Raw genomic sequence first — 23,738 nt, 5'->3', positions numbered from 1 at the left:
GGTTCGGACGACGGAGAAGACGAGGTGCAATATCGTCTCGCCGCCACCATTGCTCTTGCCCTGGTGGCAGCGAGCACGCCGGGCTTTGCCCAGCAGGTGCGCCCTCGCCCTGCTGCGCCGGCCCAACCGGCCCAGCCAACCCTGTCGGCCTCGCGTAGCGCGATGGCCGGCTCGATGCTCACCGTCTTCGCCAGCAAGGCACCGGCACAATCGCAGCTCGCCATCGCGCGCCCGAGCGATCCGGCTGAATCTGCCATCGTCTCGGTCATTCTCGGCGCCGTCTCGGCAACCGCGATCACGACCCCCGGCGAGCCCGGCAGCTATGAACTCCGCCTCGTTCGCCTGGATTCCGGCAAGCCCGAAATCCTGGCCCGGCAGCCCCTGGCAACCACGTCTCCTTCAGCCACCTTGTCGGCGCCCGACCGCGCCAAGGCCAAGGCAAGCGTCCCGGTTCGCGGTATCGGCCCCAATGGCGAGCGCGATCGCGTCGTCATCACGGCGCCGGATGCAGCCGTTGACGCGACGGGGCCCTCTTTCTTTCCAGCCGAGAATGTTGAAGCGATGCTGGAAGTGCCGGACAAGCCGGGCAGCTATGAACTTCGCTATGTCATGGACGCGCCGCTGAGCGGCCAGCGTATCCTCGCTCGCCGCCCTTTCATGGTCGAATAGCAACACTCCCGGGCATGTGCCCGGGTATCGCGCGCAAATCATCCCGCCACTGGCGTCACGCGGGCGGTTGGCTTGCCCCGCATCGGCACAATATCCTGTGTTGCGCATTCACCTTGGCCCCGACAGAAAAAAAGCGCCCGGATCGGGATCCGGGCGCTTCAGGTCATTCCATCAGGGTCGATGAGCTCAGGCAGCCATCGCCTTGCGCATATTCTCGCTGACCTTCTCGAGGAAGCCGGTGGTCGAGAGGAACTTCTGGTCGGGACCGACCAGCAGCGCCAGATCCTTGGTCATGTCACCGGCCTCGACGGTGTCAACCGTGACCTTCTCAAGCAGCATTGCGAACTTGGCGAGCTCGGCATTGTTGTCGAGCTTGGCGCGGTGGCTGAGGCCACGCGTCCAGGCAAAGATCGAGGCGATCGAGTTGGTCGAGGTCTCCCTGCCCTTCTGATGCTCGCGATAATGGCGCGTCACCGTGCCGTGAGCGGCTTCCGCCTCGACGGTCTTGCCATCCGGCGTCATCAGCACCGAGGTCATCAGGCCGAGCGAGCCAAAACCCTGCGCCACGGTGTCGGACTGCACGTCGCCATCGTAGTTCTTGCAGGCCCAGACATAGCCGCCCGACCACTTCATCGCCGAGGCGACCATGTCGTCGATCAGGCGGTGCTCATAGGTGATGCCGAGCTTGTCGAATTCGGCCTTGAACTCGGCCTGGTAGATCTCCTCGAAGATGTCCTTGAAGCGGCCGTCATAGGTCTTGAGGATGGTGTTCTTGGTCGAGAGATAGACCGGGTACTTGCGGATGAGGCCGTAGTTCAGCGAAGCGCGAGCGAAATCGCGGATCGAGTCGTCGAGATTGTACATCGCCATGGCGACGCCGGCCTCGGGAGCCTTGAAGACCTCCTTCTCGATGACGGCGCCGTCGTCGCCCACGAACTTGATCGAGAGCGTGCCCTTGCCGGGGAACTTGAAGTCGGTGGCGCGGTACTGGTCGCCATAGGCGTGGCGGCCGATGACGATCGGCTGCGTCCAGCCCGGCACGAGGCGCGGCACGTTCTTGCAGATGATCGGCTCGCGGAAGATGACGCCGCCGAGGATGTTGCGGATCGTGCCGTTCGGCGACTTCCACATCTGCTTGAGGTTGAACTCCTTCACCCGGCCCTCGTCCGGGGTGATGGTGGCGCACTTCACCGCGACGCCATGCTTCTTGGTGGCATTGGCGGCATCGATTGTGACCTGGTCGTTGGTCGCGTCGCGGTTCTCGACGGACAGGTCGTAATAATCCAGCTCGAGGTCCAGATAGGGGAAGATCAGCGTGTCCTTGATCTTCTGCCAGATGATGCGGGTCATCTCGTCGCCGTCCATGTCGACGACGGGATTGGCGACCTTGATCTTGCTCATGTGATTTCGACCCCTGCTGCTGGCCAGTCTGGAACGTTTCCGGGCTGCAGCCATAGCTCCGCAGCCCGCCCGCGCGCTTCCTAGCGGGTTACGTGCCACTGGGGAAGCGCGGCTTTTGGCCGAGTTGCCCAAGGCCTCATGCTGCACTGCCGCAAAAACTGCACCTTCCCGTTCTAGCTTTGGTTTCCGATCGCTGCCGAACAAGAATGCCGACTTTGTCTCACCGTCTCCGCGGAATTCGTGCTGGCCGGCCCTACGGGGCGCGGACCGGCATCGTCGCGGTCCTGCTCGTGACGGGATGGGCCGCAAGGGCCAATGACGACGGCGCCTACAGCCTGCGCTTCCCCATCCCCAAACCCATTCTCACGCACGAAGAGCCCGAGGACACGGTCGAACCACAGGCTCAGGAAGCCCAGGACGATCTGGACGCCCTGCCGTTCGATCCGGCTCTGAGCGGGCGCGCAAACTGGCCTGCCGCCCCGAAAGCCAACAGGCAGTTGCGCAGGGAAGTCCCCATCAGCGTCATTCGCCAGGGCTTCTCGACGCTGCGCGGCCCGGCAGGCTCCACTCCCGAGCGCAGTGTCGGCCTCCAGCTCGGCGCCGATACCTTTTCGATCTCGACCAAGCTGATTGCACCTCCTGGGCGCGAGCAAGTCGGTGACGCTCGCATCGACTGGCGTTTGGCCCGGCCCATTGCCAACAAGGGACCGGGCTTCATCTGGACGATCTCGACAGGCGGCGGCAGCAGCACGGCCGGTAAGCCCGAGCAGAATGCCAATCTGCTGGTCGGTTTCCGCCACCAGCTCCTTCAGCACCTGACCATGAGCTCGCAGCTCTCCATGGCGGGCGGCTACGTCTTCGCCCCCGACGGCGGCCCGCACTCGACGCTCGTGCCGGAGGTCAAATTGAGCGCCGATCTCGCAGCTCTGGCGGATCTCTCCTGGGAGGCCTCGCTCGATCTGGCACTGGCCCGTCAGATGCCGCTCGTCGCGAGCCAATTTGCGACGCGCGGCACCGCCCTGCTGCGCCTGAAATACAGCCTCGAATGAAGGGACCCTGCCCTGCCTTTGCCGGGCTTCCGTGATCGCGCCGGTCGCTCTAGCCTTGGGGCATGACAGAGACTCCCGCTCCCAAATTCGCTCTCGTAACCGGCGGCACGCGCGGCATCGGCGCAGGTGCTGCGCTTGCTCTCGCCCAGGCCGGTTACGAGGTCATCGCCACCGGCCTCACCGATGAGGAGGTCGCGGCGTCCCCGCCTCACCCCGCAATCCGTCACGCCAAGCTCGATGTGACCAGGGATGATCAGGTCGCGGCCGTCGTCGCGCTCTGCCCCCGGCTCGATGCGCTGGTGAACTGCGCCGGCATGATCCAGCGCGGCGGCAAGGAATTCGAGATCGAGGCCTTTCGCCTGACGGTCGAGGTCAATCTCACCGGCTCGATGCGGATGTGCCTTGCGGCCAGGGACAAGCTCGCCGCCAATGGCGGAGCAATCGTCAACATCGCCTCCATGCTGACCTTCCACGGCTCGCCCCTCGCCCCGGGCTACGCCGCATCGAAGGGCGGCATCGGCCAGCTCACCAAGTCGCTCGCCGCCGCCTGGGCCTCTGAAGGCATCCGCGTCAACGCCGTTGCTCCCGGCTGGATCGCGACCGAGTTGACCAGGCCGCTGGTCGAGGATGCTGCCCGTTCGGCACCGATCCTGGCGCGCACGCCGCAAGCCCGCTGGGGCGAACCCAGCGATGTCGGCGGCGCCATCGCCTTCCTGCTCTCGGACGCGGCCAGGTTCGTGACGGGTGCCATTTTGCCCGTCGATGGCGGGTACCTGGCCGTCTGACACACCCGCATCGGCACCAGAAACGCCAAACACGGCAATGACATGCAAACGCTTCCGGAATCACTCCGGCAACGACTTGAATCAACACCTCAAGCGAGAAACCCCATGACCGAACCGAACCCCATGCCCGTCGAGGCGAGTGTCGAGGAGCGTTGGACGCCCTATCGCCACGCTCAACCGAAGGATTCCCCTCCCGAACTGATCGTGCCCAATGTCATTCCGACCGACGAGCGGGTCTGGGTGCCGGTCGATGACAATGTCTGGTTCCGCCCGCTGCTCTTCTGCGTGACGCGCGGCTACTGGATGAACCTCCTGAAGGTGCGTCGCGCCGGCGTGCTCTCGCGCCACCGCCACCCACTGCCCGTGCACGGCTATGTCCTCAAGGGAAAGTGGCGCTACCTGGAGCACGACTGGGTCGCGACCGAGGGGTCCTATGTCTACGAGGCGCCGGGCGAGACCCATACGCTCGTCGTCGACCCTGACGTCGAAGAGATGATCACCATGTTCCAGGTCAATGGCGCGATGATCTATGTCGATCCCGACGGCAAGTGCCTGGGCTATGACGACGTCTTCACGCGCATCGACAAGTGCCGCGCGCATTACGCGAGCAACGGGCTCGGAGCGGATTACGCGGACCAGTTCATTCGCTGACGACGTCGCTGTGCCCGCGCGCATACCGGCACGCGGGCCTGTCCCGGACTCCATGCCGGATAGACACGCCTCGGTTCAATAGCGCGGCGCCCCCTGGGCTACCCGTGACCAACACCCAATAGCGCGGCAGAGTTTCGCGGTGGCACCCCGCGCATGGATCAGTCCCGGTGAGATATCGGTGGCAGGTCGAGACGTCAGCGTCCGAGCTTGGCGAGCTCGACCGCCGCACGCAGCTCGATATGAGCCAGCACATCATCGAGGCGCGGATCATCGGTGGTCTCGCGACGCAACGAGAGCGTCGTCTTGAGGCGTTCGAGCTCGGCAATCTGGACGCGTCCGGAGAGGAGCGCAGCCTTCAGCCTGTCGAGCCCGTCGAGCAGATCATGCCCACGCCTTGCCTGGCGCTTCTTGCGCTCCTGCGCATCGCCTTCGGCCTGGACCGCGAGCAGGAGGTCGAGCGAGCCCGTATTGTTGACCGTACTGCCCTGTGTCGCCGTCGCGGATTCACGGCCGGGCAATGAGAACGACGACGCGCCGGCCCGCCGGGTCTGGCTGGCCGAGCCTGCCCCGATGACGGGCGTGCGCGGGTCGATACGGATCATGACGGCCTCGGTTGACGATGCGCCAAGCCTTGGACCGGCATGGTTAACAAGCGGTAAATCGCCCGGCAAAAACTGCCGACCCGGCAGGAACCACATAGCGACGACGGCAATCGCCAAACAGAACCAATATCGCAACTATCTGGCAAATAAGGATTTTCAGCGAACCGGAAGTTGGCATGCCCCTCGCAGGGCATGAGCCGCTACTGCCTCATTCATGCCGGTGCCCGATGGTTCGCCTGCCCTCCCTGAAACGCCTCGTGACGCCGCTGGCCGCGCTGCTGGCCATCGGCCTGTCATGGGCGGCCGAGCCGGCGCAGGCGCTGTCCCGCATCAAGGACCTCGCCGCAGTCGAAGGCGTGCGCAGCAACCAGATCCTCGGCTATGGCATCGTCGTCGGCCTCAACGGCACGGGCGACACGCTCAACAATACGCCCTTCACCAAGCAGTCGCTGCAGGCGATGCTGGAGCGGCTCGGCGTCAATACGCGCGGCGCCAATATGCGCACCGCCAATGTCGCCGCCGTGATGGTGACCGCGAACCTGCCGCCCTTCGCGACCCAGGGCACACGCCTCGATGTCACGGTCTCTGCGCTGGGTGACTCCAAGTCGCTTCAGGGCGGCACGCTGCTCGCGACCCCGTTGCTCGGCGCCGATGGCGAGGTTTATGCCGTCTCGCAGGGGCCGGTCGCGATCTCCGGCTTCTCCGCCGAGGGTGACGCCGCCAAGATCACGCGCGGCGTGCCGACCGTCGGCCGCATCGCCAATGGCGGTCTGGTCGAACGCGAGATCGACTTCGCGCTGAACAAGCTGAAGACGCTGCGGCTCTCGCTGCGCAACCCGGATTTCACGACAGCGCGCCGCGTCGCCGCTGCCATCAATGACTTCCTGGGTGGCGATGCGGCTGAACCCACCGATCCCTCGACCGTCGTGCTGCAGATTCCGCCGCGCTTCCAGGGCAACATGATCCGCATGCTGACCGAGATCGAGCAGCTGCGCGTCGAGCCCGACCAGCTCGCCCGCATCGTCATCGACGAGCGCTCCGGCATCATCGTCATGGGCAAGGATGTCCGCGTCTCCACCGTCGCCGTCGCGCAGGGCAACCTGACCGTGACGATCAGCGAGCAGCCGGAAGTCAGCCAGCCCGAACCCTTCGCCCGTGGTCGCACCACGGTCGTGCCCCGCACCAACGTCAAGGTCGACACCGAAGGCGGCAACAAGCTCGCCCTCGTCAAGGAGAGCGTGACGCTCGCCGAGCTCGTCGACGGACTGAACGCCCTCGGAATCGGCCCGCGCGACATGATCTCCATCCTTCAGGCGATCAAGGCCGCCGGCGCCCTCCAGGCAGAAATCGAGGTGATGTAATGACCGCCGCACTCGCCCTCCCCGCTGCGAAACTCGCGCTCGGTGTTGCCGGAAGCCTCGTCAACGGCCTCGCGAACGCGCTCGATCCCGCCAAGGCAAAGGCCAAGAAGCAGGCCGACGAGTTCGAGACCGTCTTCCTCGAACAGGTCACGGACAAGCTGATGGCCTCCAGCGAAACCGAGGGACCGCTCGGAGAGAACGGCACCGGCGGTGGTGTCTATCGCTCGATGCTGACGCAGGAATATGCCCGCAACCTGCAGCGCGCCGGCGGCATCGGCCTGTCCGATCCGATCATGCGCAGCCTGCTGCAGATCCAGGAACAGGCCACCGCCACGACGACGACCGGAGCTGCCCGTGTCGCTGGCTAGGCGCGTACTGGACGAACGGCCGCGCATCGCGAGTGCTCTCGAGGCACAGGCGCTGATCGAAGCCGTACTGGAGACGCTTGGGGCGCTGTCCCATGTCGTCGGCGAGGAAACCGAACTGGTCCGCGCCGGCAAATTGTCGGACGCGATGGAACGCGAGCCCCGCAAGACCGAGCTCGCCGGCATCTATATGCGCGGCGTCGAGCAGGTGAAGTTGAACGCGGTGGCACTGGCGCGCTTCGTTCCCGATCAGGTCAAGCGCCTGAAGTCCGCCCATGTCGCATTCCAGGACCTGATCGAGATCAACCAGATCGTGCTCGCCACCGCGCGGGCCGTCTCGGAATCGATCGTCCGCGATCTCGCCTCCGAGGCGAATCGTCCGATGCGAGCTGCCGGCTACGGACCGACGGCAATTGTGGGAGCCGGCGCCTTTGTCCGTCCGAACTCCGGACCGCTCGTGATCTCGCGCAGTCTCTGATCCGCCGGAAGGCAGAGAAACTGTATTTCCCCGTAAGGAGCTGCGCGCCGAAGCAGCGGCTGCCACGGCAATCGTCAAAATTTACCTAATCTCCTTACGGAAGATTCAATCTTCGAAGCCATTGTCGCAATGATGCGAAAGGTGCGGCTTGTCCGCGCCCTTCGCATCATGGTCGCTAGAGGCGGCTGTTGTCCGACTCCAGAAGGAGTGAGCGATGGATTTCGGTGCTTCGACGAGAGCGACGGCGGTCGGCGCCTATCACGTGACCGCCAGAAGCGATGCGGCCGCGACCAGGGGCAGCATCCCGGTCGAACTGCCGACGGCGCAAACCGTCCAGTCGGCGGCGGCGGGCGAAGCGGTCCAGCTCGACCTGCAGGCCCGCTCCGAACAGGCCCGGCGTGATGATGCCGCAGCGAAGCAGAACGCCGTGTCGGACAGGCAGGCGGCGCGCCAGCGCGAACGAAATCTGCGCGATCTCATCGAGCGTCGGATCGTGATTGAGCCGCGCACCCGCGAGGTCGTCATCCAGAAGAAGAACAGGGTGACCGGCGAGACCGTTTCGCAACTGCCTGACGAGACACTGCTCCGGCTGCGCATCTATTCGCGCGAGCTCGCCGAGAAGGCGCGGCTTGCCGACGAAACCAGCGCGCACCACTACATCGAGCGCACCGCCTGACATAGGCTACCTTTCCCGTGCTTGCCTTCCAACCGCCCGCTCACGCGGGCGTTTTGCATTTGGCCCGACTCAGCTCTGCCGCCGTCTTATCGCGCGCTTAACCATGCCGCGGCTTTGCCCAATCTGGCGGCAATTCGACCGGTGAAATTTACCACTCGTTACGGGTTGGCGACCGAGTGTCCTCGGGTCGCGGCCAGAAGGCCATGACGCCAGAATGGCACCATACCAGAAGGTATAAAGACTATGGCTATTTCGCTCTCTTCGGCTGTCCGCAATTCGGTCGCCACCCTCCAGTCGACCGCTGCCGCCGCCCAGGCCACCCAGTTCAAGCTGGCCACAGGCAAGAAGGTCAACACCGCGGTCGACAGCCCGGTCAACTACTTCACCGCCGCTTCGCTGAATGATCGCTCGAGCCAGCTCAAGGGCCTGCTCGACGGCATCTCGAACGGCATCCAGACCGTTCAGGCTGCCTCCAAGGGCATCGACGGCGTCACCAAGCTGGTGACCTCGCTGCAGTCCACGGTGAAGCAGGCCCAGGCCGACGCGGCTCAGAACCGCCCGACCAAGGCCGGCACGGCTCTGGCCACCGCCACGGAAGCGGCTGTGACCAGCAAGAGCCTGAAGGACATCGCCCTCGACAAGAAGCTCGCCAGCGCCGATGCTGTCGCGACCGCCGCGACCGCCTCCTCTCCCGGTGACATTGGTATCGACACCTCGGCCAGCCCGCAGGCGGCGATTTCGATCACGGTCGGCAGCACGACCTACGAGGCGGATTTCGCCGTTGCCAACGCGACCGTCCGCGATCTCGTCAACGAGATCAATAAGTCGGGCCTCGCCACTGCCTTCGTCGACGAAAAGGGCCAGCTCAACGTCAAGGGCACCGGCTCGGAGGCCGTCGATTTCGGCTTCGGCGTCGGCGCAGACGCTGCGGCTGCCCGGACGGCGGCCGGCACGGGCGGTGGCAACACCGCAATCGGCTTCAGCGCTCTCGACGCTGCGGTCGGCACTTCGACGATCACCTCGTCGGGCATCACTTCCGCCGTCCGTTCCAACCTCATCCAGCAGTTCAACGACCTGCGCACGCAGATCGACGAACTCGCCAAGGACTCCGGCTATAACGGCGTCAACCTGCTGGCCGGCGACAAGGTCTCGATCCAGTTCAACGAAAAGACCGGCAAGAACCAGTCCAAGCTGGAGATCCAGGGCACAACGCTGAGCGCCACCAATCTCGGCATCAACCAGGCCGGCAACACGCAGCTCGCCGGCTCCGTCAACTTCCAGAACGACTCCGATCTGGAAAGCGCGACCAAGGCCCTGACCGGCGCCCTGACCTCGCTGAAGTCGCTGGCCTCGACCTTCGGTGCGAACCTCTCGGTGGCGCAGACCCGCCAGGACTTCACCAAGGACCTCGCCGGCGTCTTGTCGGCCGGCGCCGACAACCTCGTCAATGCCGACTCCAACGAAGAGGCCGCCAACCTGCTCGCGCTGCAAACCCGTCAGCAGCTCTCGCAGACCGCCCTCTCCATGGCCTCGCAGGGCGACCAGGCGATCCTGCGCCTGTTCTGATCCTTCGTCCGCAGAAGCGGGCTTGCCCACAGAATGTGGGCCGAAGACAAAGGGAGGCGGGGCGAAAGCCCCGCCTCTTTTGCATTGTCCCGCCGCCTGCAGAGCGCGCCCCCGCTCCCCCCGTTTAACCATTTGTTATCCCTAACAAGGGATTATCGGTCCAGAAAATCTGGCTCAGCGCCGAATCGCGCGTTCAGGGGACCGAAGATGGCGAATACGATTCTATCCAGCGGCGTCCGCAACAATCTCCTGACGCTGCAGCAGACCACGGCCCAGCAGAGCGTCATCCAGAATCGCCTCGCCACCGGCAAGAAGGTCAACTCGGCCATCGACAACCCGGTGAACTACTTCACCTCGGCCTCGCTGAACGATCGCTCCAGCCAGCTCACCGGCCTGCTCGACGGCATCTCGAACGGCATCCAGACCATTCAGTCGGCTTCCAAGGGCATCGACGGCGTCACCAAGCTGGTGCAGTCGCTGCAGTCGACGGTGAAGCAGGCCCAGGCCGACGCGGCGCAGAACCGGCCGACCAAGGCCGGCACGGCTCTAGCAACCGCGACTGAAGCGGCGGTGACCAGCAAGAGCCTGAAGGACATCGCGCTCGACAAAGCGATCGTAGGCGCGGACGCGCTTGCCACTCCCGCCACGGCCTCCAGCTCCGGCGACCTGGGTATCATCAACACCGACACCTCGCTGGCGATCACGATCACCGCCGGTACGACCACCTATACCGCCACCTTCAACAGCGCGAACACGACCGTTCGCGACGTCGTCAACGAGATCAACAAATCGGGCATCGCCACTGCCTTTGTCGATGAGAAGGGCCAGCTCAACGTCAAGGGCACCGGTTCCGAAACCGTCGCTTTCGGCTTCGGCTCCGGCACCTCGCCAGCCAACGCCTTGACCGACGCCCAGGCCGTGGGAACCAACGCCAACACCGCGCTCGGCTTCGCAGCCAACGATGGCGCTGTCGGCACGTCCACGATCACCTCATCGAACGTCACCTCGGCCGTCCGCTCCAACCTGATCCAGCAGTTCAATGACCTGCGCGACCAGATCGACAAGCTGGCCAAGGATTCGAGCTATAACGGCATCAACCTGCTGGCGGGCGACCGTCTCTCGATCGTCTTCAACGAGAAGACGGGCACGAACCAGACCAAGCTCGACATCCAGGGCTCGACGCTCAGCGCCGCCAATCTCGGCATCGACCAGGCCGTCAACACCCAGCTCGCCGGCTTCGTCAACTTCCAGAACGATCTCGACCTGGAGAAGGCGACCCAGTCCCTGACCGGCGCCCTGACCTCGCTGAAATCGCTGGCCTCGACGCTCGGCTCGAACCTCTCGGTTGCCCAGACCCGCCAGGACTTCACCAAGGAACTGGTCAACACGCTGAAGATCGGTGCCGACAATCTCGTCCTGGCCGATCCGAACGAGGAAGGCGCCAGCCTGCTCGCGCTGAACACCCGCCAGCAGCTCTCGCAGACTGCCCTTTCGCTGGCCAACCAGGCCGACCAGGGCGTGCTCCGGCTCTTCGGCTGATTACGTCGGAAAGACCGACTTCCCCTCCCAAAAGCCAGAAGGCAGGATCGTCATGGCTCTCAAAGTCGAGCTCAAGCCGAACGAGCGCATCATCATCGGCCAGGTGGTGATCCGCAACGACGAGCAGCGCACCCGCTTCTTCATCGAAGGCGAAGCGCCGATCCTGCGCGAGAAGGATATTCTCACCGCCGCCAGCGCCGACACGCCGGCCAAGAAGATCTATCTCGCCATCCAGCTCATGTATCTGGCGCAGGATCCGACGCATGAGCACGAGACCTATTTCGCGCTCGTCCGCGATTTCATGAAGGCCGCGCCGAGTTCCCTGCCGCATATGACCGAGATCAATAACCGCATCTTAAGCGGCGATCTGTACAAAGCCCTGAAGGCAGCCAAACAGCTGATCGCCTACGAAGCGGAACTCATCGAGAATGCAACACGGGTTTAACGCGTACGCCTCTGCCGCCAGGACTGCCCAGTCTGCCGTCTCCCCTCGCGAACTCGAAGCATCCCTGCTCCTGAAAGCCGCCGTCCGGCTTCAGTCCGTCGCCGATGACTGGGTCGGCCGCCAGCGCGAGCTCGACGACGCCCTGAACTACAACCGCAAGCTCTGGACCCTGCTGGTCTCGGCCGTCATCGCCGAGGACAACCCGCTGCCGGTCGAGATCAAGCGCAATATTCTCGGCCTCGCCAATTTCATCTTCAACCAGACCTTCCGTATCGCCGCCAATCCGGCACCGGAATCGCTGACGGTCCTGATCGGCATCAACCGCGACATCGCCGCCGGCTTGCGCGGACGCTGATCCGCTGGAGCAACGGCCTCCGACATCAGGCGAAACCTCAAATGAAAACGGCGCCAGAACCTGGCGCCGTTTTCATTTTGACTATGCCTCGTCTAGTTCAGATATAATTTGTCAGCGTGAGCTTCGACAGGATGGAGGTCGTCTGGTAGCTCGCCTGCAGGCGCGTCTGCAGCGCCAGGATCTGCGTTGCCACCTCTTCGGTCGTGACCTCCTCGACCCCGGCGAGCGTCGTCGTCAGGTAATTCTGGGTCGCGGTGTGGCGCTCCTTGGCGCTCGCCATCGCCTTCTGCGCCGTCCCGAGCTCGACAATGATCTCGGCCGGCTTCTGCACGCCACTGGCATAGCCGATCGTATTGCTGACGCGCTCGGCCAGGGCCTCGTAGCGATCCCTTGAGTTGGCATCGCCGGCGGGGAAGGTCTCGGCGGCGAACACGGCAAACTGTGCCAGCCCGACCTTGAAGGCTTCCTCATTGGCGCGTGCCCCGATGGCGACGGTCTCGGTCTGATCGACCTGTACCGCCGAGGTCGCGCGCGCCGAGCCAGGCGCATCGTCGCCCTGATACCAGATCACTGTGTTCGCGGCCGTCCCCGGCGCCGGCGCAGCCGTCGCGGTGGCGAAGGGCGGACCCGGAACGCGTACCGGCGGATTGCTGGGACTGCCGTCGAAAAAGTTCTTGGCGGCGACCTGGGCCGAGGCGGCCGACAGCGTCGTCTGGGCCTCCTTGCCGAAGGCGGCAGAGACCGAAGCGCGCAGATTGGCAGCCGTGGCGTTGACGTCGGCACCGATCTCGAACGTGTCCGTCGCATTGCCATTGGTCCCGGGCGCGCGCGCCGTCAGGACGATCTCCTTCTGGCTGCCGTCGGGCAGATCGACCTTGAAGCGCAACGTGTCGCCGGGCTGCGGCTGGGCCGCGACATTCACGGAGACATTGGCCGGCGGGCCCGCGGTATAGGTGGGTACCAGGCCCGCCGATGTCGTCGTGGCGGACTTCAGCTTGAAGCCGTAATTGGGATTGCCGGCCTCTTCCGTGATCGTCGCCGTCGTGCCGGCGCCACCCGCGGTGAGGCGCCCAAGGCCGGTCACGCCGAGATCGGCTTGCTTTCGCTCCGCGATCAGCTGCTTCAGCCCGGCGCGGCCCGCACCGTCCCCGTCCATGATCAGGGAATAGCTGGCCACTGGCTCGGTATCCGACGTTCGCCCCGAGAACAGGTAGCGCCCGCCGACATTGGTGTTGAGCAGGTCGAGCGCCTGCTTGAACTTTTCCTCGGCCAGAACCTGTGGCGCCGAACGGCCGCTGGCGCTCTCGACATAACTGCCCGGACGCGCGTCGTTCTTGGTCTCGGCCGTCAGCTTGGCAAAATTCTCGACCGCCTTGGTCGAGAGCTTGAGATTGACGTCGGCAAGTTGGATTCCGGAGAGCCAGGAATCGAGCGAGGCCTTCTTGGCGTTGAGGTCCAGGCTGGTGCGCCGCTCGATTCCGAGATCGCCATAGCTGGTGACCTTCTTGCCCGTGTCGAGCTGGCGCTGCAGGTCATCGAACTTCGCCCGGGTCGAGACGAATTCGCTCGGCCTGGCCGCGCGATAGGCTCCGGTGCCATAGGAGGTAATCGTCATGATGGCGTGCCTCAGACTCTCATCAGCATGTCCATCATCTCCTTCACCGTGGAGATGATGCGGGCATTGGCGGCATAGGCGTTCTGCAGCTCGATCAGCGTCGCCATTTCCTGGTCGACATTGACCTGCGAAGTCTCGGCGAAGCGGCTCTGCACGGAGGCAAGCGCCACCTGCTGGCCTTCATCGAGGCGCTTGGCGTTTTCGACCGCCTGCCCTTGCGATGCGACGACACGCTGCACGAAACTCGAGACGGTGGTGTTGGAGGTGGCTGTCGAGCCGTCGAGGGAGACAGCGTTGGTGACGCTCCGCAACCCCTTGGTCAGCCGGTCGAGCAGCATTTGCGGCCGGGTGGCGTCGCCCTGCGGCGTCGCCGGCGTGGTGTTGAAGACGACAAGCTTCGAGCGGTCCGCGATCAGGCCGGGATTGATCGTGATGCGGCCGGCGAAACCCAGCGCCTGGGACCGGCCTTCGAACGAGCCCGTATAGGCGCCATTGCCGTTCCCGGCATCGACGAAGAAGGGCAGCTCGGGCGATCCGCCAGCCCCGGACAGGCTCGTAGCGGTCGGGCGCGCAGTCAAGCCGAGCACGTCGCGGGTATTGCCCGCGCCGTCATCGACGATGCGCAGCATCGAACCGGTATTCGAGACCGTGAAACCGCCGCCGATCGCGGCCTGGATCTGGGCCGCGACCGAAGCCGGTCCGCCCGAGAAATCGATGCCGACCACGGTGTTGTTGGCATCGCCGCTGGCCGAAGCCGGCAGCGGCAGCGATGCGCCCGATTCCACGCGGACGAAGGTGAAGCGGCGCGTCGCGCCGCCGGGGCTGACCTGATAGTCGAGCGTGACGCTGTTGCCGGATTGCAGACCGGCAAGGTCGACATCGAAGCCAGTGGCCGCGCCTGCGGTGACGGCCGTTCCCGCGATCTCGCGGTCAGACAGCGCGCTCGAGAGCTGCGCGGCCATCTCGTCGAGCTGGGCCTGCATCTGCACCAGCGTCTTGTCGCGGAGCTCGAGATTGGCCGCGATCTCGCCCGACCGGAACACCTTGTTGGCGATCGCGTCGATCTGGTTGCCGGAATTGTCGGTCATCGTGATGGTGCCGACACCACGCGTCGCCGCGTTCGGGCTCCATAGCGATTCCGGGCCAAGCGCCGAGCGCCCGTCGAAGCCGAACTTCACCGCCGGGCGGCCGTCGAAGATCTGGGCACCTGATCCGGTGACGATGCTGAGCGAACCGCGCGCATCCTCGCTGGTCTTGATGTCCATGTATTGCGAGAGCTCGGAGACGATCCGGTCGCGCTGGTCCTTCAGGCCCGCGGTCGCCTGGTCGCTCTGCCCCTGAACGATCCGGGCATTGACGCTCGTCAGCGAGTCCAGCAGCTGGTTGATCTGGTTGACGGCCCCGCCGATCTTCGTCTCGGCCTGGGTTCGCTCGGCCTGAACACCGGCGGACAGCCCGTTCAGGCGGTTCGCAAGCTGGCTCGCTGCATCGAGCACCGCCGTGCGGTTGGTATAGGAAGACGGATCGTTCTTCAGCGCCTGGAGAGAGGTGGTGAAGGAGCTGTAGACCGAATCCAGCGCGGTCGCGCTTCCCGGTGCGCCGAACAGCTTGTCGAGGTTCGAGAGCGCATCCGCGCGTGTCGAGGTGTAGGCGGCGCCGGCACTTTCCTGCCAGAGCTGATGCTGGACAATCTTGTCGAGCAGGCGCTGAACGGCGGTGCTCGACGTGCCGATCGTAGCGCCGCTGAGCGTATCGGAGGTGCTGACGACGCGCCGGACATAGCCGGCGACGCCAGCATTGGCGACATTTTGCGAAACGACGCCGATACCGGTCTGCGTGACATGCAGGCCGGAAATCGCGGTGCCCAGGGAAGTACTCAGACCCATCGTCAACTCCTGCCGTCACCGGCGATCCTTCTGGATCGCCCGGAACCGCCTCCGCCGGCGGTCAAGGCCGCTCAGCGGATGATGCTGAACACGTCGCGCAGCATTTCCTGCGCCGTGCTGATCACCTTGGTATTGGCCGAGTAGGCCTGCTGGGTGACGATCATCTTCGAGAATTCGTCGGCGATATCGGTGTTGGATTGCTCGACATTGCCGCCGATGAGCTGGGAGGTGCCGAGACCGATGATCGGCGGACCGGACTCGATCGTCTCCTCGAAAGCGCCACCGTCGAGGCGCTTCAGGGCGTTGCCGGCATTGAAACGGGCCACCGAAAGCTGGGCCAGCGCGACCACCTGGCCGTTGCTGAAGGTGCCGATCACCTGGCCTTCGGCCGAGACCGAGACGCGATCGAGCGTGCCGGCCGTGTAGCCGTCCTGGCGAATGCTGCGCGCGTCGATCTGGCCGCTGACGTCGCCGTTCTGGGTCAGGCCATTGCCGCCAGTCGTGAGGTTGATGCCGGAGATCGCCGTGCCCGCGATCGTCATGTTCGGCAGCGCGATGTTGCCGCCAGCCGGGTTCGTCATCTGGCCGGTGGAGCCGAAGGTGATGTCGACATTGGCATTGCGATAAGCCACCGCACCGCCCGTCGCTGCGGTGTTCTCGGCAACGAAGAGGTTCCAGGTGTCGACTGTCGCTGGAACGGGTGGCGGCCCCACCTGGGCCGGCGCCGCATTCGTGGTCTTGGCCCAGCGCAGTTCGACGCTCGTCGCCTTGCCGAGCGCGTCGTAGACGGTGACAGACCCACCCGCGATGGAATCGCTCAGGAATCGGGTGACGTCGGCGCCGGTCACGAGGCCGGTCCCGCCGACGGTGGTGGACAGCGGGTTGGAGGTGTAGCCCGCAGCCTTCAGCAGCTCGGATCCCGGCACGGTGGTCGACGCATTGGTCGTGCCAGGATAGGCCGGGATATTGGCGCGATACTCGATCGAGGTCGTCGCCTTGGCCGGGAACTGTTCCTTGGTGATCCGCAGCACTTCTGGCTGGGTGCCGACCAACTGGCCCGTGACGGCGTCGATCTTAAGACCCTTCAGATAGTAGCCCGCGCCATTGACCAGGTAGCCATTGGCGTCGAAGTCGAAATCGCCGCGGCGGGTATAGAGGTTGCTGTTGCTGAACTGGGTATTGGCGCCAAGGCCGCTTTGGCGCTGGTCGACGACGAAGAAGCCATCGCCGTTGATCGCCACGTTGGTGTCGATGCGGGTGGCCTGGAGATCCCCCTGGATCGTGTTGGTCGCGCGGCTGTAGGAGGCGACCGAACCCGAAATCTGACGATTGAGAGCAGCATCCGGGACCAGGTCCGAAAACGTCGTATCGACACGCTTGAAGCCGGCCGTTCTCGAATTCGCGATGTTGCCTGAGATATTTTCGAGCGCGTAGGACTGCGCCTGCATGCCGGAAACCGCCGTCGTCAGCGCGCTGAAGACACCCATGATACCCTCGCCTCAACCCTGGCACCCGGATGGGTGCCCAATACATCGAGGCAGCTGCTGCACGGCCTGTGCCATGCAGCGAGATTATATTCTTCAACGACTTGGATGGTTTCGGGAACGTATCCTGGCGAATTCCGCCCGGCAGTTTCCGTGCCGGCCGGCAAATCTTGCCGAGCCGCGGCTCAGCTGGAAGCAGTGCCGCGCCAGGACGCGAGGTCGCTTGCGACATCCGACAGGGTGGGCGGTCTGGCTTCGATGAATGGCAGGGGGCGACAGACGGCAAGCGCAGCGAGCCCGACACGCGCCGTCAGCAGGCCGTTGAGCACGCCTTCCCCGAGCTTGGCCGAAAGCCGAGCGGCGAGCCCCTGCCCGACCACCTGCTGCACCAGTGCGTCACCGGCCGCAATGCCGCCGGTCACGACCAGATGGCCCAGAACCTGCCGCGCCAGCCGCAGCAGGCCCAACGTCCCGGGTCGGCCGGCGTAGATGCCCGCGATCGCCCGCAGCAATCTGGCGCAGGCCACGAGCACGAAGACGATATCGATTAGGGCCCGGGGGCTGACGGCCGTGACCAGCGAGACCCGGCGCGCAGCCAGCGCGATCTGCGCCTGTGCCTGCGCATCGAGCGGCGTCATCAGGCTCCGCTCCGCGACCGTCAGAACGTCATGCGGCGCAAAGAGCTGGGGCAGGCTGTCCGCCAGCTCCGCCCTGTTCTTTGCGGTCTCCGGCCGCGCAGCATAAAGGCGCTGGAGTTCGTCCGTGATGGCCTTGGCTTCATCCAGAGTGCCACCGGCAAGTACCGTGGTGGCACGCAGACGCAAGGCCTCGACGCGCCGCTCGCGCAGGATGTCGCGCAGAACCTTGGCGAGCATCACCAGGAGGGCGAGTACGGCAGCCGCCGCGGAGGCCAATGCCGCATAACCCAGGACCGGGCTCTCGTTCATCAGCGAGGTAATCGTCCGCTCGGCCCAGACGCCGATCGAGAGCGTCAAGAAGGCGGACAATCCCGCAACGAACACGCTGCCCCAGCTAAAGCCCTTTCGACTCGCAACCGGGACGACGGCCGGCTCGACCGGGTCGAGCGGTTCGCTCTCGGGCAGGACCGCGACACCCGTCGTCATGCGTGGAGCGTCCTCGCCCGACACGGTGGCATCGAGACGCACGGCGCGGGGAGCCTTGTTCATGGGTCCGCCTCCCTCCATCACGCCAGCCTGTCACCGATCAGGAATTCGAGCGCACGGTCGAGGCGAATCTGCGGCGGAGGCTGGCTCCGCCCTCCCGCATCCGGCAGAACCAGCGGCGGTCGGAAGCGTGGCGCCCGCACCTGCCAGGACTGCGCCTTCGGATCGAAGATCGCCTCGGGCCGCTCAGGCAGTTCGCCCGGGAAGATCGCCGCTTCGGCGATGCCGTCGAACACCTCGTCGCCGACCGTCTCGCCCGCCTCCGGCACGCCCGCGATCGCCGGCAGGTCCTCGCGTCCCTGCTTGATCCTGACTTCTCTCGTCGCCCGCACCGCGGCCAACGCCATCGCCTCGACCTTGGCGCCGGCGCCCTGCGCCCGCGCAGCAGCCCGCGCCACGAGATGTGACATCACCGCCGCCAGCCGGTCGTGGCTGGTATGGTGGATATGGTCGGCCTTCGTCGCGGCGAAGAGGACGCGGTCGATGCGGGGCGCGAACAGGCTCGTCAGCCAGGAATTGCGGCCGACGGAAAAGGCCGCAAGAGCCTGGCCCAGTGCCGTTTCGAGATCGGCGAGCGCCGGCGGGCCGGCATCGAGCGCAGCCAGTGCATCGACCAGCACGATCTGCCTGTCCAGGCGGGCGAAATGATCACGGAAGAACGGCGTCACCACGATCCGCTTATAGGCCTCGTAGCGATCTGCCATCAGCCCTGCCAGCGTGCCTGGCGCGACCTCGGTATCGGGAGCGATCTCGAGCGGCGCGAAGGTCAGCGCCGGTGAACCCTCAAGGTCGCCCGGCATCAGGAACCGCCCGGGCGGGGTCACCGCGACCGCTTCCGGATCGGCGCGCAGCCTTGCGAGATAGGCCTTGAACAGATCGCTCGCGGCTTCCGCGGCCAGTTCGTCGGGGGCCCCTGACGGATCACGAACAGCGAGATCATCGAGCCAGGGCTTGGCCGGCTCGATCCGGTGGGCCTTCCGCGCATCCGCGATCGCCTGCCGCGACCAGGTCTTGTAGTCGATGCCGATCAGCGCGAGGTCGAGCAGCCATTCGCCGGGATAGTCGACGATATCCAGCGTCAGCGTCGCCGGTCCCTTGAACCAGCCGGACGCCCGCTCGTAATCGATCTCGACCCGCAGCTCCGCAATGCGCCGGGTCGATTCAGGCCAGCGCCGGTCGGGCCCTGACAGGGCCGCGCGATGAGCCTCGTAGGGAAAACGCGGCACGTCCGGATCAGGCTGGGGCACCAGCCGCACGCGCGTGATACGCCCGTCAGCTGCCGCCTTGAGCACCGGCAGCCTGGCACCCTCGATGAGGTTCTGGATCAGGGCCGTGGTGAAGACCGTCTTGCCCGAGCGCGACAGTCCGGTGACACCCAGGCGCAAGCGCGGCCGGGCAAGTCCAAGCAGGCTGTCACCAAAGGCCAGCGCGGCATTGCGCGCCTCGTCGAGATAGGAGGGGGAGCTCATACGATGCGGAACGGAGCGTGTCCGCTCATTCGTCCGGCCCCTCGCCCAGCGAGGCGGGCGTCACGAAGCGGTCGAGCCGGCCGCCGCGCGGCGCGACATCGCGCCAGTCTTCGACCGCGAAATCGAGCACGACCAGTCCGCAGGTCGGGTATTTCTGTGCCATCCGCGCCGCCGCATAGCGGTCACCATGGCCGATCAACTTTGCAGCCAGTTCCTCGAGGCCGGGATTGTGCCCGATCATCAGCAGCGTGCGGACATTCGCCTCGGTGTCCTGGACGACCTGCAGCAACCGCTCAGGCTTGGACTCGTAGATGCGCGGTTCGAGATGGCTGCCGGGTCGCTCCGGCAACATCGGCCCGACCAGTTCCCAGGTCTCGACCGTTCGGCGAGCCGGCGAGACCAGCACAAGATCCGGCAGCAGCATCTCCTCTGCCAGATAGCGCCCCATGGCGGGGGCTGCTTCGCGGCCCCTGACCGCTAGCGGTCGCTCCCGATCGGTGAGACCGGTGGACCAGCTCGACTTGGCGTGGCGAAGAAGCAGAAGGCGCAGCATGGCCACAATCTAACCATGCCTGCAGGGATTTGCGAGTGGTCCCGGGCGAGCTGTCATCTGGCGCACCGCGGCAAGCAGCAATCCGACAAGTTGCTTGGAATAAAGCTCGCACAACCGCTCGCGCCCTGACGGCTGCATCTCAAACGGCCCAAGCTGGCCGTCGATCAGCATCGTCGAGAAGCCGTGAGTGACCGACCAGACGAACAGAATCGCGGCGAGATCGGGATCGTCGGCGAAGAGCGGCAGCGGACGGGTCAGCAAGTCCTCGCCCTCGGTCTGTCGTCCCAGAGCGAGCTTCGTCTCCCGCACCAGGATGCCGAAGGCGCGAATGCCGGCACGGCGCAGGTTTTCATCTTCATTCTTGAGGCCGAGCCGTCCGAAGACGACGCGGAACCGGCCTGGCCGCGCCAGCGCGACCGCGAGATAGGCTTCACAGATCGCCGCGAGCCGGTCACCGCCGCTGCGGATCGCCTCGGCAACGGCTGCTTCCATCGCTTCGGAGAGATCGTCGAAGCCGAGCGTCGCGATCACCGTGAGCAGTCCGACAAGATTGCCGAAATGATGGGCCGGCGCGGCCGGTGAAACCCCGGCTCGACGCGCGCATTCGCGCAGGGTGAAGCCGCCGACGCCCTTCTCCGCCAGCACCGCCTCGGCCGCTTCGATCATCGCCTGGCGCAAGTCGCCATGATGATAGCTGCCGCGCCCGAGCGTCTTGTCCTTCGCCATACTCGACCCGCCGCAGCCCCCACCAAACTTGACGCCGTTAAGATAAAGCAATATCACCGGGCCACAAACTTAACAGCGTCAAGATATGAGGGTGCCATGCCGACTTTGCTCGACGACGCCTTCGCCTGGGCCGGCCGTCTCGCCATCCTCGGTTGGCTGGCGCTGATTCTGCTGCCGCGCTGGCGCGGTATTTCGGACACGCTCGCAGGCTGGGTCATCCCGGGGCTATTATCGCTTGGCTATGCCGTGCTGATCGGCGCCTACTGGCATGGCGCGGAAGGCGGTTTCGGCTCGCTCGACGCCGTGGCGGCGCTGTTTACGTCGAAGCCCCTGCTCCTCGCCGGCTGGGTCCACTACCTCGCCTTCGATCTGTTCCTCGGCAACTGGCTCCTGCGGCGCGCGCAGGAGGAGGGAATTCCGCATTGGCTGACGGTGCCGGTACTGCTCGCAACTTTTCTGTTCGGCCCGATCGGCTTTCTCGGCTATCTGCTGCTGAAAGGCAGTTTTCGGCTCACCCGCGAGGACCGCATCGCCCGTTTCCAGGCGCGCCTGCCGGGCTGGCTGCGCGATCTTGAATTCGAGCCGCGCCTGACGGCCGCCGCCTTCGCGATGCTCGCCCTGACAGTTCCGACCATCCTGGCCTTGCTCATCGACGACCGGCTGTTTCAGGGAGTGAACGTCTGGATCAAGCCGCTCAAGTTCGAGATTTCGGTCGCGCTCTACCTGCTGACGCTGGCGCTGTTCCTGCCCCTCGCCAGTGACCGCTTCCGCGCTAGCCTCGCCGGGCGCTACATGATTTGGCCGGTGATCGTGCCGATCATCCTCGAAGTGCTCTACATCGCCTGGCGCGCCTCGCGGGCTGAAGCTTCGCATTACAACGGCAACAGCTGGATCGGCGCCGCGCTCTACAGCGCAATGGGGGTCGGGGCGGTGATGTTCACACTGGCACCGGGGGCCCTCGCCTATGGTCTCGCCCGCCGCGACGCCGCACCGATCGCGCCCGTGCTGCGCTGGTCATTGGTCGCAGGCCTCGCCTTGACCTGCCTTTTTGGCCTGGCGAGCGGAGCGGTCCTCGGCGCCAGCGGCAGCGGTCATTATGTCGGCACCGCACCGAGCGCGCACGCGACGCTCCCCTTCCTCGGCTGGTCGCTGTCGATCGGCGACCTGCGCGTCAGCCATTTCCTGGGCCTGCATGCGCTGCAGCTCATCCCCGCCTTCGGCCTGCTGGTCTGGCTCGTCACCCGCCGGGAGACGGCCAGTCTGGCGGCGGTCGGCGTCTTCTCGACGGGCTATGCTGCCGTCACCGCTCTGGCGCTTGCGGCCGCGCTGAATGCGCGACCTCTGCTCGGCCTGGGCTGAGGGGCGCCAATCATAGTTCAGCGACCGGAGCGCAAGCCGCCTCGTCGCTCTCGCCGGGCTCGTAGCGCAGCAGGTCGCCGGGCTGGCAGCCGAGCACCATGCAGATGCGTGAAAGCGTATCGAAACGCATGCCGCGGACCTTCCCGGACTTGAGCTGAGAGACCTGCTGCTCGGTCAGGCCGATGCGCTGGGCGAGTTCCTTCGAACGCATCTTTCGACGCGCGAGCATGACATCGAGTTCGACGATGATCGGCATCGCCCTGTCCTACACGAAACTCTGATTCTCGTCAGAGAGCCGCATCGCCTCGCGCAGCACCAGCCCGAAGGCGACAAGGACAGCGCCCGCGGCCAGTGCGCCGAACATGCCGGGATCGAGCGTGATCGCAAGCTGCCTGCGGCCGGCCGGGTTGTCATAGGTCAGCGCTACGCTCTGCAGGGCCCGCGCAACCGGGGTCGTTGCACCAAACAGAATGAGCAGCCAGCCAATCCGGCTGAGCTCTATCGCATTGACGACTTCGAGAACCCGCCCTTTTCCAAAGCGCCCAAACAGGCTGGCCAGACGCAGCATCGCGTAGATGAACAAGCCCGCCGGAACAGTGCCGACAATCAGTGCCAGCCAGTAGCTGCGCATTGCTGCCGTGGGCGGCGCGACCGTCACGCCAATGGTACCGCGCGCATGATCGGCAAGGCTTTCAGGGTCGCTCCACAACCAGGCCATGCCAAATCCCATGAGCAATGCTGCGGCATAGCTGGAGAGCCGTGCTGTCATGCTCACGGGCTTCAGCCTGGCCAGCGGCGTCTCGCGCGGCCTCAAAGTGCTTTCCGCGTTCATTTCACTCTGCCCTCAACTGACAAAATTAAATTATTAGATGAATTTTTTAATGTAAAGATCATATTCCAATCTGAAATTGACGAGCCTCACGATGCGTCTTTCCCTGTTCGCTTCCATGATCGTGGCCGCCCTTGCCGGCGCGTGCGGCCATGTCCCGCTGAGTTCCCTACCGAAATTGTCGCGCATCGACATGCGCAGCACGACCCTGACCGATCTGCGTGCCGCCATCAGCCTGCCGTCAGATATCCGCCCCTTGCCCGGTGGCGTCACCATGACGATCGTGATCAAACCCAGGGACGGTGGTCGCCATGAGCGCAAGGTCGTCCTGGAAGAAGTACGCGACGCCACCGAACTCGCCGCATTGCCTGTCATGGCTTCGCCGGGACGGCGTCTGACCGTGTTCCGGCTCAGCGCCGCCGATGCAACCAAGCTCTCGGTCTTCCGGGAGGAACTGCTTGTCGGAGCCGGCAACAGCGGCAATCGTGGTTCACTCGCGCTCCGTGCCGACAAGGCCTGCCACACCGGCGAACTCGGCGACGAGCCGATCCTGATGACGACCTATTTGAAGACGTCGGAAACGCAGGACTACATCGTCGTCGCGCGCGATCTCAATCTGCGCGAAGCGGTGCGCGCGGCCGATCCCAAGATCGATCTCGCGGTGGCGATCCCGCCCTGCGATCCTTGAGCG

General features: G+C 65.2%; 25 protein-coding genes. 14 read left to right on the top strand and 11 right to left on the bottom strand.

The genetic code is table 11. From position 1 onward, the window contains the following. Positions 1–24: 24 nt before the first annotated feature. Positions 25–669, top strand: a complete 645-nt coding sequence (locus tag FG93_RS20340; protein ID WP_152579531.1) for a hypothetical protein — start codon at positions 25–27, stop codon at positions 667–669. 186 nt (positions 670–855) lie between these two features. On the opposite strand, the gene FG93_RS20335 is transcribed toward FG93_RS20340, so the two are convergent. Next, positions 856–2,070 carry an NADP-dependent isocitrate dehydrogenase gene (locus tag FG93_RS20335; RefSeq protein WP_043237647.1) on the bottom strand — a complete coding sequence of 405 codons (1,215 nt, stop codon included), beginning with the start codon at positions 2,068–2,070 and terminating at the stop codon, positions 856–858. A gap of 215 nt (positions 2,071–2,285) precedes the next feature. On the opposite strand from FG93_RS20335, the gene FG93_RS20330 reads away from it, so the two are divergent. The 3 genes from FG93_RS20330 to FG93_RS20320 all read left to right on the top strand — a co-directional run bounded on the left by FG93_RS20330 (position 2,286) and on the right by FG93_RS20320 (position 4,555). Then, on the top strand, positions 2,286–3,119 hold the full coding sequence (locus tag FG93_RS20330) for a hypothetical protein (RefSeq protein ID WP_152579530.1): 834 nt from the start codon (positions 2,286–2,288) through the stop codon (positions 3,117–3,119). Positions 3,120–3,181: 62 nt separating this feature from the next. Then, positions 3,182–3,904 (top strand): SDR family NAD(P)-dependent oxidoreductase, encoded by a 723-nt coding sequence (locus FG93_RS20325; RefSeq protein ID WP_043237643.1) that lies wholly within the window; start codon positions 3,182–3,184, stop codon positions 3,902–3,904. A gap of 105 nt (positions 3,905–4,009) precedes the next feature. Beyond that, complete coding sequence (locus tag FG93_RS20320; RefSeq protein ID WP_244448667.1) at positions 4,010–4,555, top strand: 2,4'-dihydroxyacetophenone dioxygenase family protein; 546 nt, start codon at positions 4,010–4,012, stop codon at positions 4,553–4,555. 194 nt (positions 4,556–4,749) lie between these two features. Here the strand turns inward: FG93_RS20320 and FG93_RS20315 are convergent, their stop codons facing one another. Then, on the bottom strand, positions 4,750–5,157 hold the full coding sequence (locus tag FG93_RS20315; RefSeq protein ID WP_152579529.1) for a flagellar assembly protein FliX: 408 nt from the start codon (positions 5,155–5,157) through the stop codon (positions 4,750–4,752). Positions 5,158–5,384: 227 nt separating this feature from the next. Between FG93_RS20315 and FG93_RS20310 the strand changes: the two genes are divergently transcribed. The 8 genes from FG93_RS20310 (at position 5,385) to flaF (ending at position 11,942) form a co-directional block, all read left to right on the top strand. Then, complete coding sequence (locus FG93_RS20310; RefSeq protein WP_043237642.1) at positions 5,385–6,518, top strand: flagellar basal body P-ring protein FlgI; 1,134 nt, start codon at positions 5,385–5,387, stop codon at positions 6,516–6,518. Continuing rightward, complete coding sequence (locus FG93_RS20305; protein WP_043237639.1) at positions 6,518–6,886, top strand: rod-binding protein; 369 nt, start codon at positions 6,518–6,520, stop codon at positions 6,884–6,886. Before FG93_RS20310 ends, FG93_RS20305 begins: the two co-directional genes overlap by 1 nt. Beyond that, complete coding sequence (locus tag FG93_RS20300; RefSeq protein WP_052513978.1) at positions 6,873–7,361, top strand: hypothetical protein; 489 nt, start codon at positions 6,873–6,875, stop codon at positions 7,359–7,361. The genes FG93_RS20305 and FG93_RS20300 overlap by 14 nt, the downstream gene beginning before the upstream one ends. A 214-nt stretch (positions 7,362–7,575) precedes the next feature. Next, on the top strand, positions 7,576–8,037 hold the full coding sequence (locus tag FG93_RS20295) for a hypothetical protein (protein WP_043237636.1): 462 nt from the start codon (positions 7,576–7,578) through the stop codon (positions 8,035–8,037). 243 nt (positions 8,038–8,280) lie between these two features. Next, complete coding sequence (locus FG93_RS20290; RefSeq protein ID WP_043237633.1) at positions 8,281–9,603, top strand: flagellin; 1,323 nt, start codon at positions 8,281–8,283, stop codon at positions 9,601–9,603. Positions 9,604–9,810: 207 nt separating this feature from the next. Then, entirely contained in the window at positions 9,811–11,142 is a 1,332-nt protein-coding gene (locus FG93_RS20285; protein WP_043237630.1) for a flagellin, read from the top strand. A gap of 52 nt (positions 11,143–11,194) precedes the next feature. Next, positions 11,195–11,587, top strand: coding sequence for a flagellar biosynthesis repressor FlbT (flbT, locus tag FG93_RS20280; protein ID WP_043237627.1), 393 nt, complete (start codon positions 11,195–11,197; stop codon positions 11,585–11,587). Further along, complete coding sequence (gene flaF, locus FG93_RS20275) at positions 11,571–11,942, top strand: flagellar biosynthesis regulator FlaF (protein ID WP_043237624.1); 372 nt, start codon at positions 11,571–11,573, stop codon at positions 11,940–11,942. Before flbT ends, flaF begins: the two co-directional genes overlap by 17 nt. Before the next feature lie 97 nt (positions 11,943–12,039). Here flaF and FG93_RS20270 read toward each other — a convergent pair whose 3' ends face one another. From FG93_RS20270 to FG93_RS20240, 7 genes are all read right to left on the bottom strand, one after another. After that, positions 12,040–13,557 (bottom strand): hypothetical protein, encoded by a 1,518-nt coding sequence (locus tag FG93_RS20270; protein WP_052513977.1) that lies wholly within the window; start codon positions 13,555–13,557, stop codon positions 12,040–12,042. Positions 13,558–13,568: 11 nt separating this feature from the next. Further along, positions 13,569–15,443, bottom strand: coding sequence for a flagellar hook-associated protein FlgK (gene flgK / locus FG93_RS20265; protein WP_043237621.1), 1,875 nt, complete (start codon positions 15,441–15,443; stop codon positions 13,569–13,571). 71 nt (positions 15,444–15,514) lie between these two features. Further along, complete coding sequence (locus FG93_RS20260) at positions 15,515–16,930, bottom strand: flagellar hook protein FlgE (protein WP_043237618.1); 1,416 nt, start codon at positions 16,928–16,930, stop codon at positions 15,515–15,517. A gap of 182 nt (positions 16,931–17,112) precedes the next feature. After that, positions 17,113–18,114, bottom strand: a complete 1,002-nt coding sequence (locus tag FG93_RS20255; protein ID WP_043237760.1) for a YcjF family protein — start codon at positions 18,112–18,114, stop codon at positions 17,113–17,115. 17 nt (positions 18,115–18,131) lie between these two features. Then, a complete protein-coding gene (locus tag FG93_RS20250) occupies positions 18,132–19,580 on the bottom strand; it encodes a YcjX family protein (protein ID WP_043237616.1) in 1,449 nt (482 codons plus the stop codon). Between the two features lie 25 nt (positions 19,581–19,605). Next, positions 19,606–20,133, bottom strand: coding sequence for a histidine phosphatase family protein (locus tag FG93_RS20245; protein WP_043237615.1), 528 nt, complete (start codon positions 20,131–20,133; stop codon positions 19,606–19,608). Positions 20,134–20,142: 9 nt separating this feature from the next. Then, the gene (locus FG93_RS20240; protein ID WP_052513975.1) at positions 20,143–20,859 is read right to left on the bottom strand and encodes a TetR/AcrR family transcriptional regulator; all 717 of its coding nucleotides are present in this window, start codon (positions 20,857–20,859) and stop codon (positions 20,143–20,145) included. 96 nt (positions 20,860–20,955) lie between these two features. On the opposite strand from FG93_RS20240, the gene FG93_RS31325 reads away from it, so the two are divergent. Beyond that, complete coding sequence (locus FG93_RS31325; protein ID WP_152579528.1) at positions 20,956–22,218, top strand: ABA4-like family protein; 1,263 nt, start codon at positions 20,956–20,958, stop codon at positions 22,216–22,218. 10 nt (positions 22,219–22,228) lie between these two features. On the opposite strand, the gene FG93_RS20230 is transcribed toward FG93_RS31325, so the two are convergent. Beyond that, positions 22,229–22,474, bottom strand: coding sequence for a helix-turn-helix transcriptional regulator (locus tag FG93_RS20230; RefSeq protein WP_043237612.1), 246 nt, complete (start codon positions 22,472–22,474; stop codon positions 22,229–22,231). 9 nt (positions 22,475–22,483) lie between these two features. After that, on the bottom strand, positions 22,484–23,050 hold the full coding sequence (locus tag FG93_RS31320; protein ID WP_052513973.1) for a DUF2975 domain-containing protein: 567 nt from the start codon (positions 23,048–23,050) through the stop codon (positions 22,484–22,486). A 91-nt stretch (positions 23,051–23,141) separates the two neighbouring features. Here FG93_RS31320 and FG93_RS20220 point away from each other — a divergent pair, with 91 nt between their 5' ends. Further along, complete coding sequence (locus tag FG93_RS20220) at positions 23,142–23,735, top strand: hypothetical protein (RefSeq protein WP_043237610.1); 594 nt, start codon at positions 23,142–23,144, stop codon at positions 23,733–23,735. Positions 23,736–23,738 lie beyond the last annotated feature (3 nt).

The organism is Allobosea sp. LC85 (assembly GCF_000735605.1).
Classification (GTDB): domain Bacteria; phylum Pseudomonadota; class Alphaproteobacteria; order Rhizobiales; family Beijerinckiaceae; genus Allobosea.
This window is presented reverse-complemented; position numbering and strand designations above follow the sequence as displayed.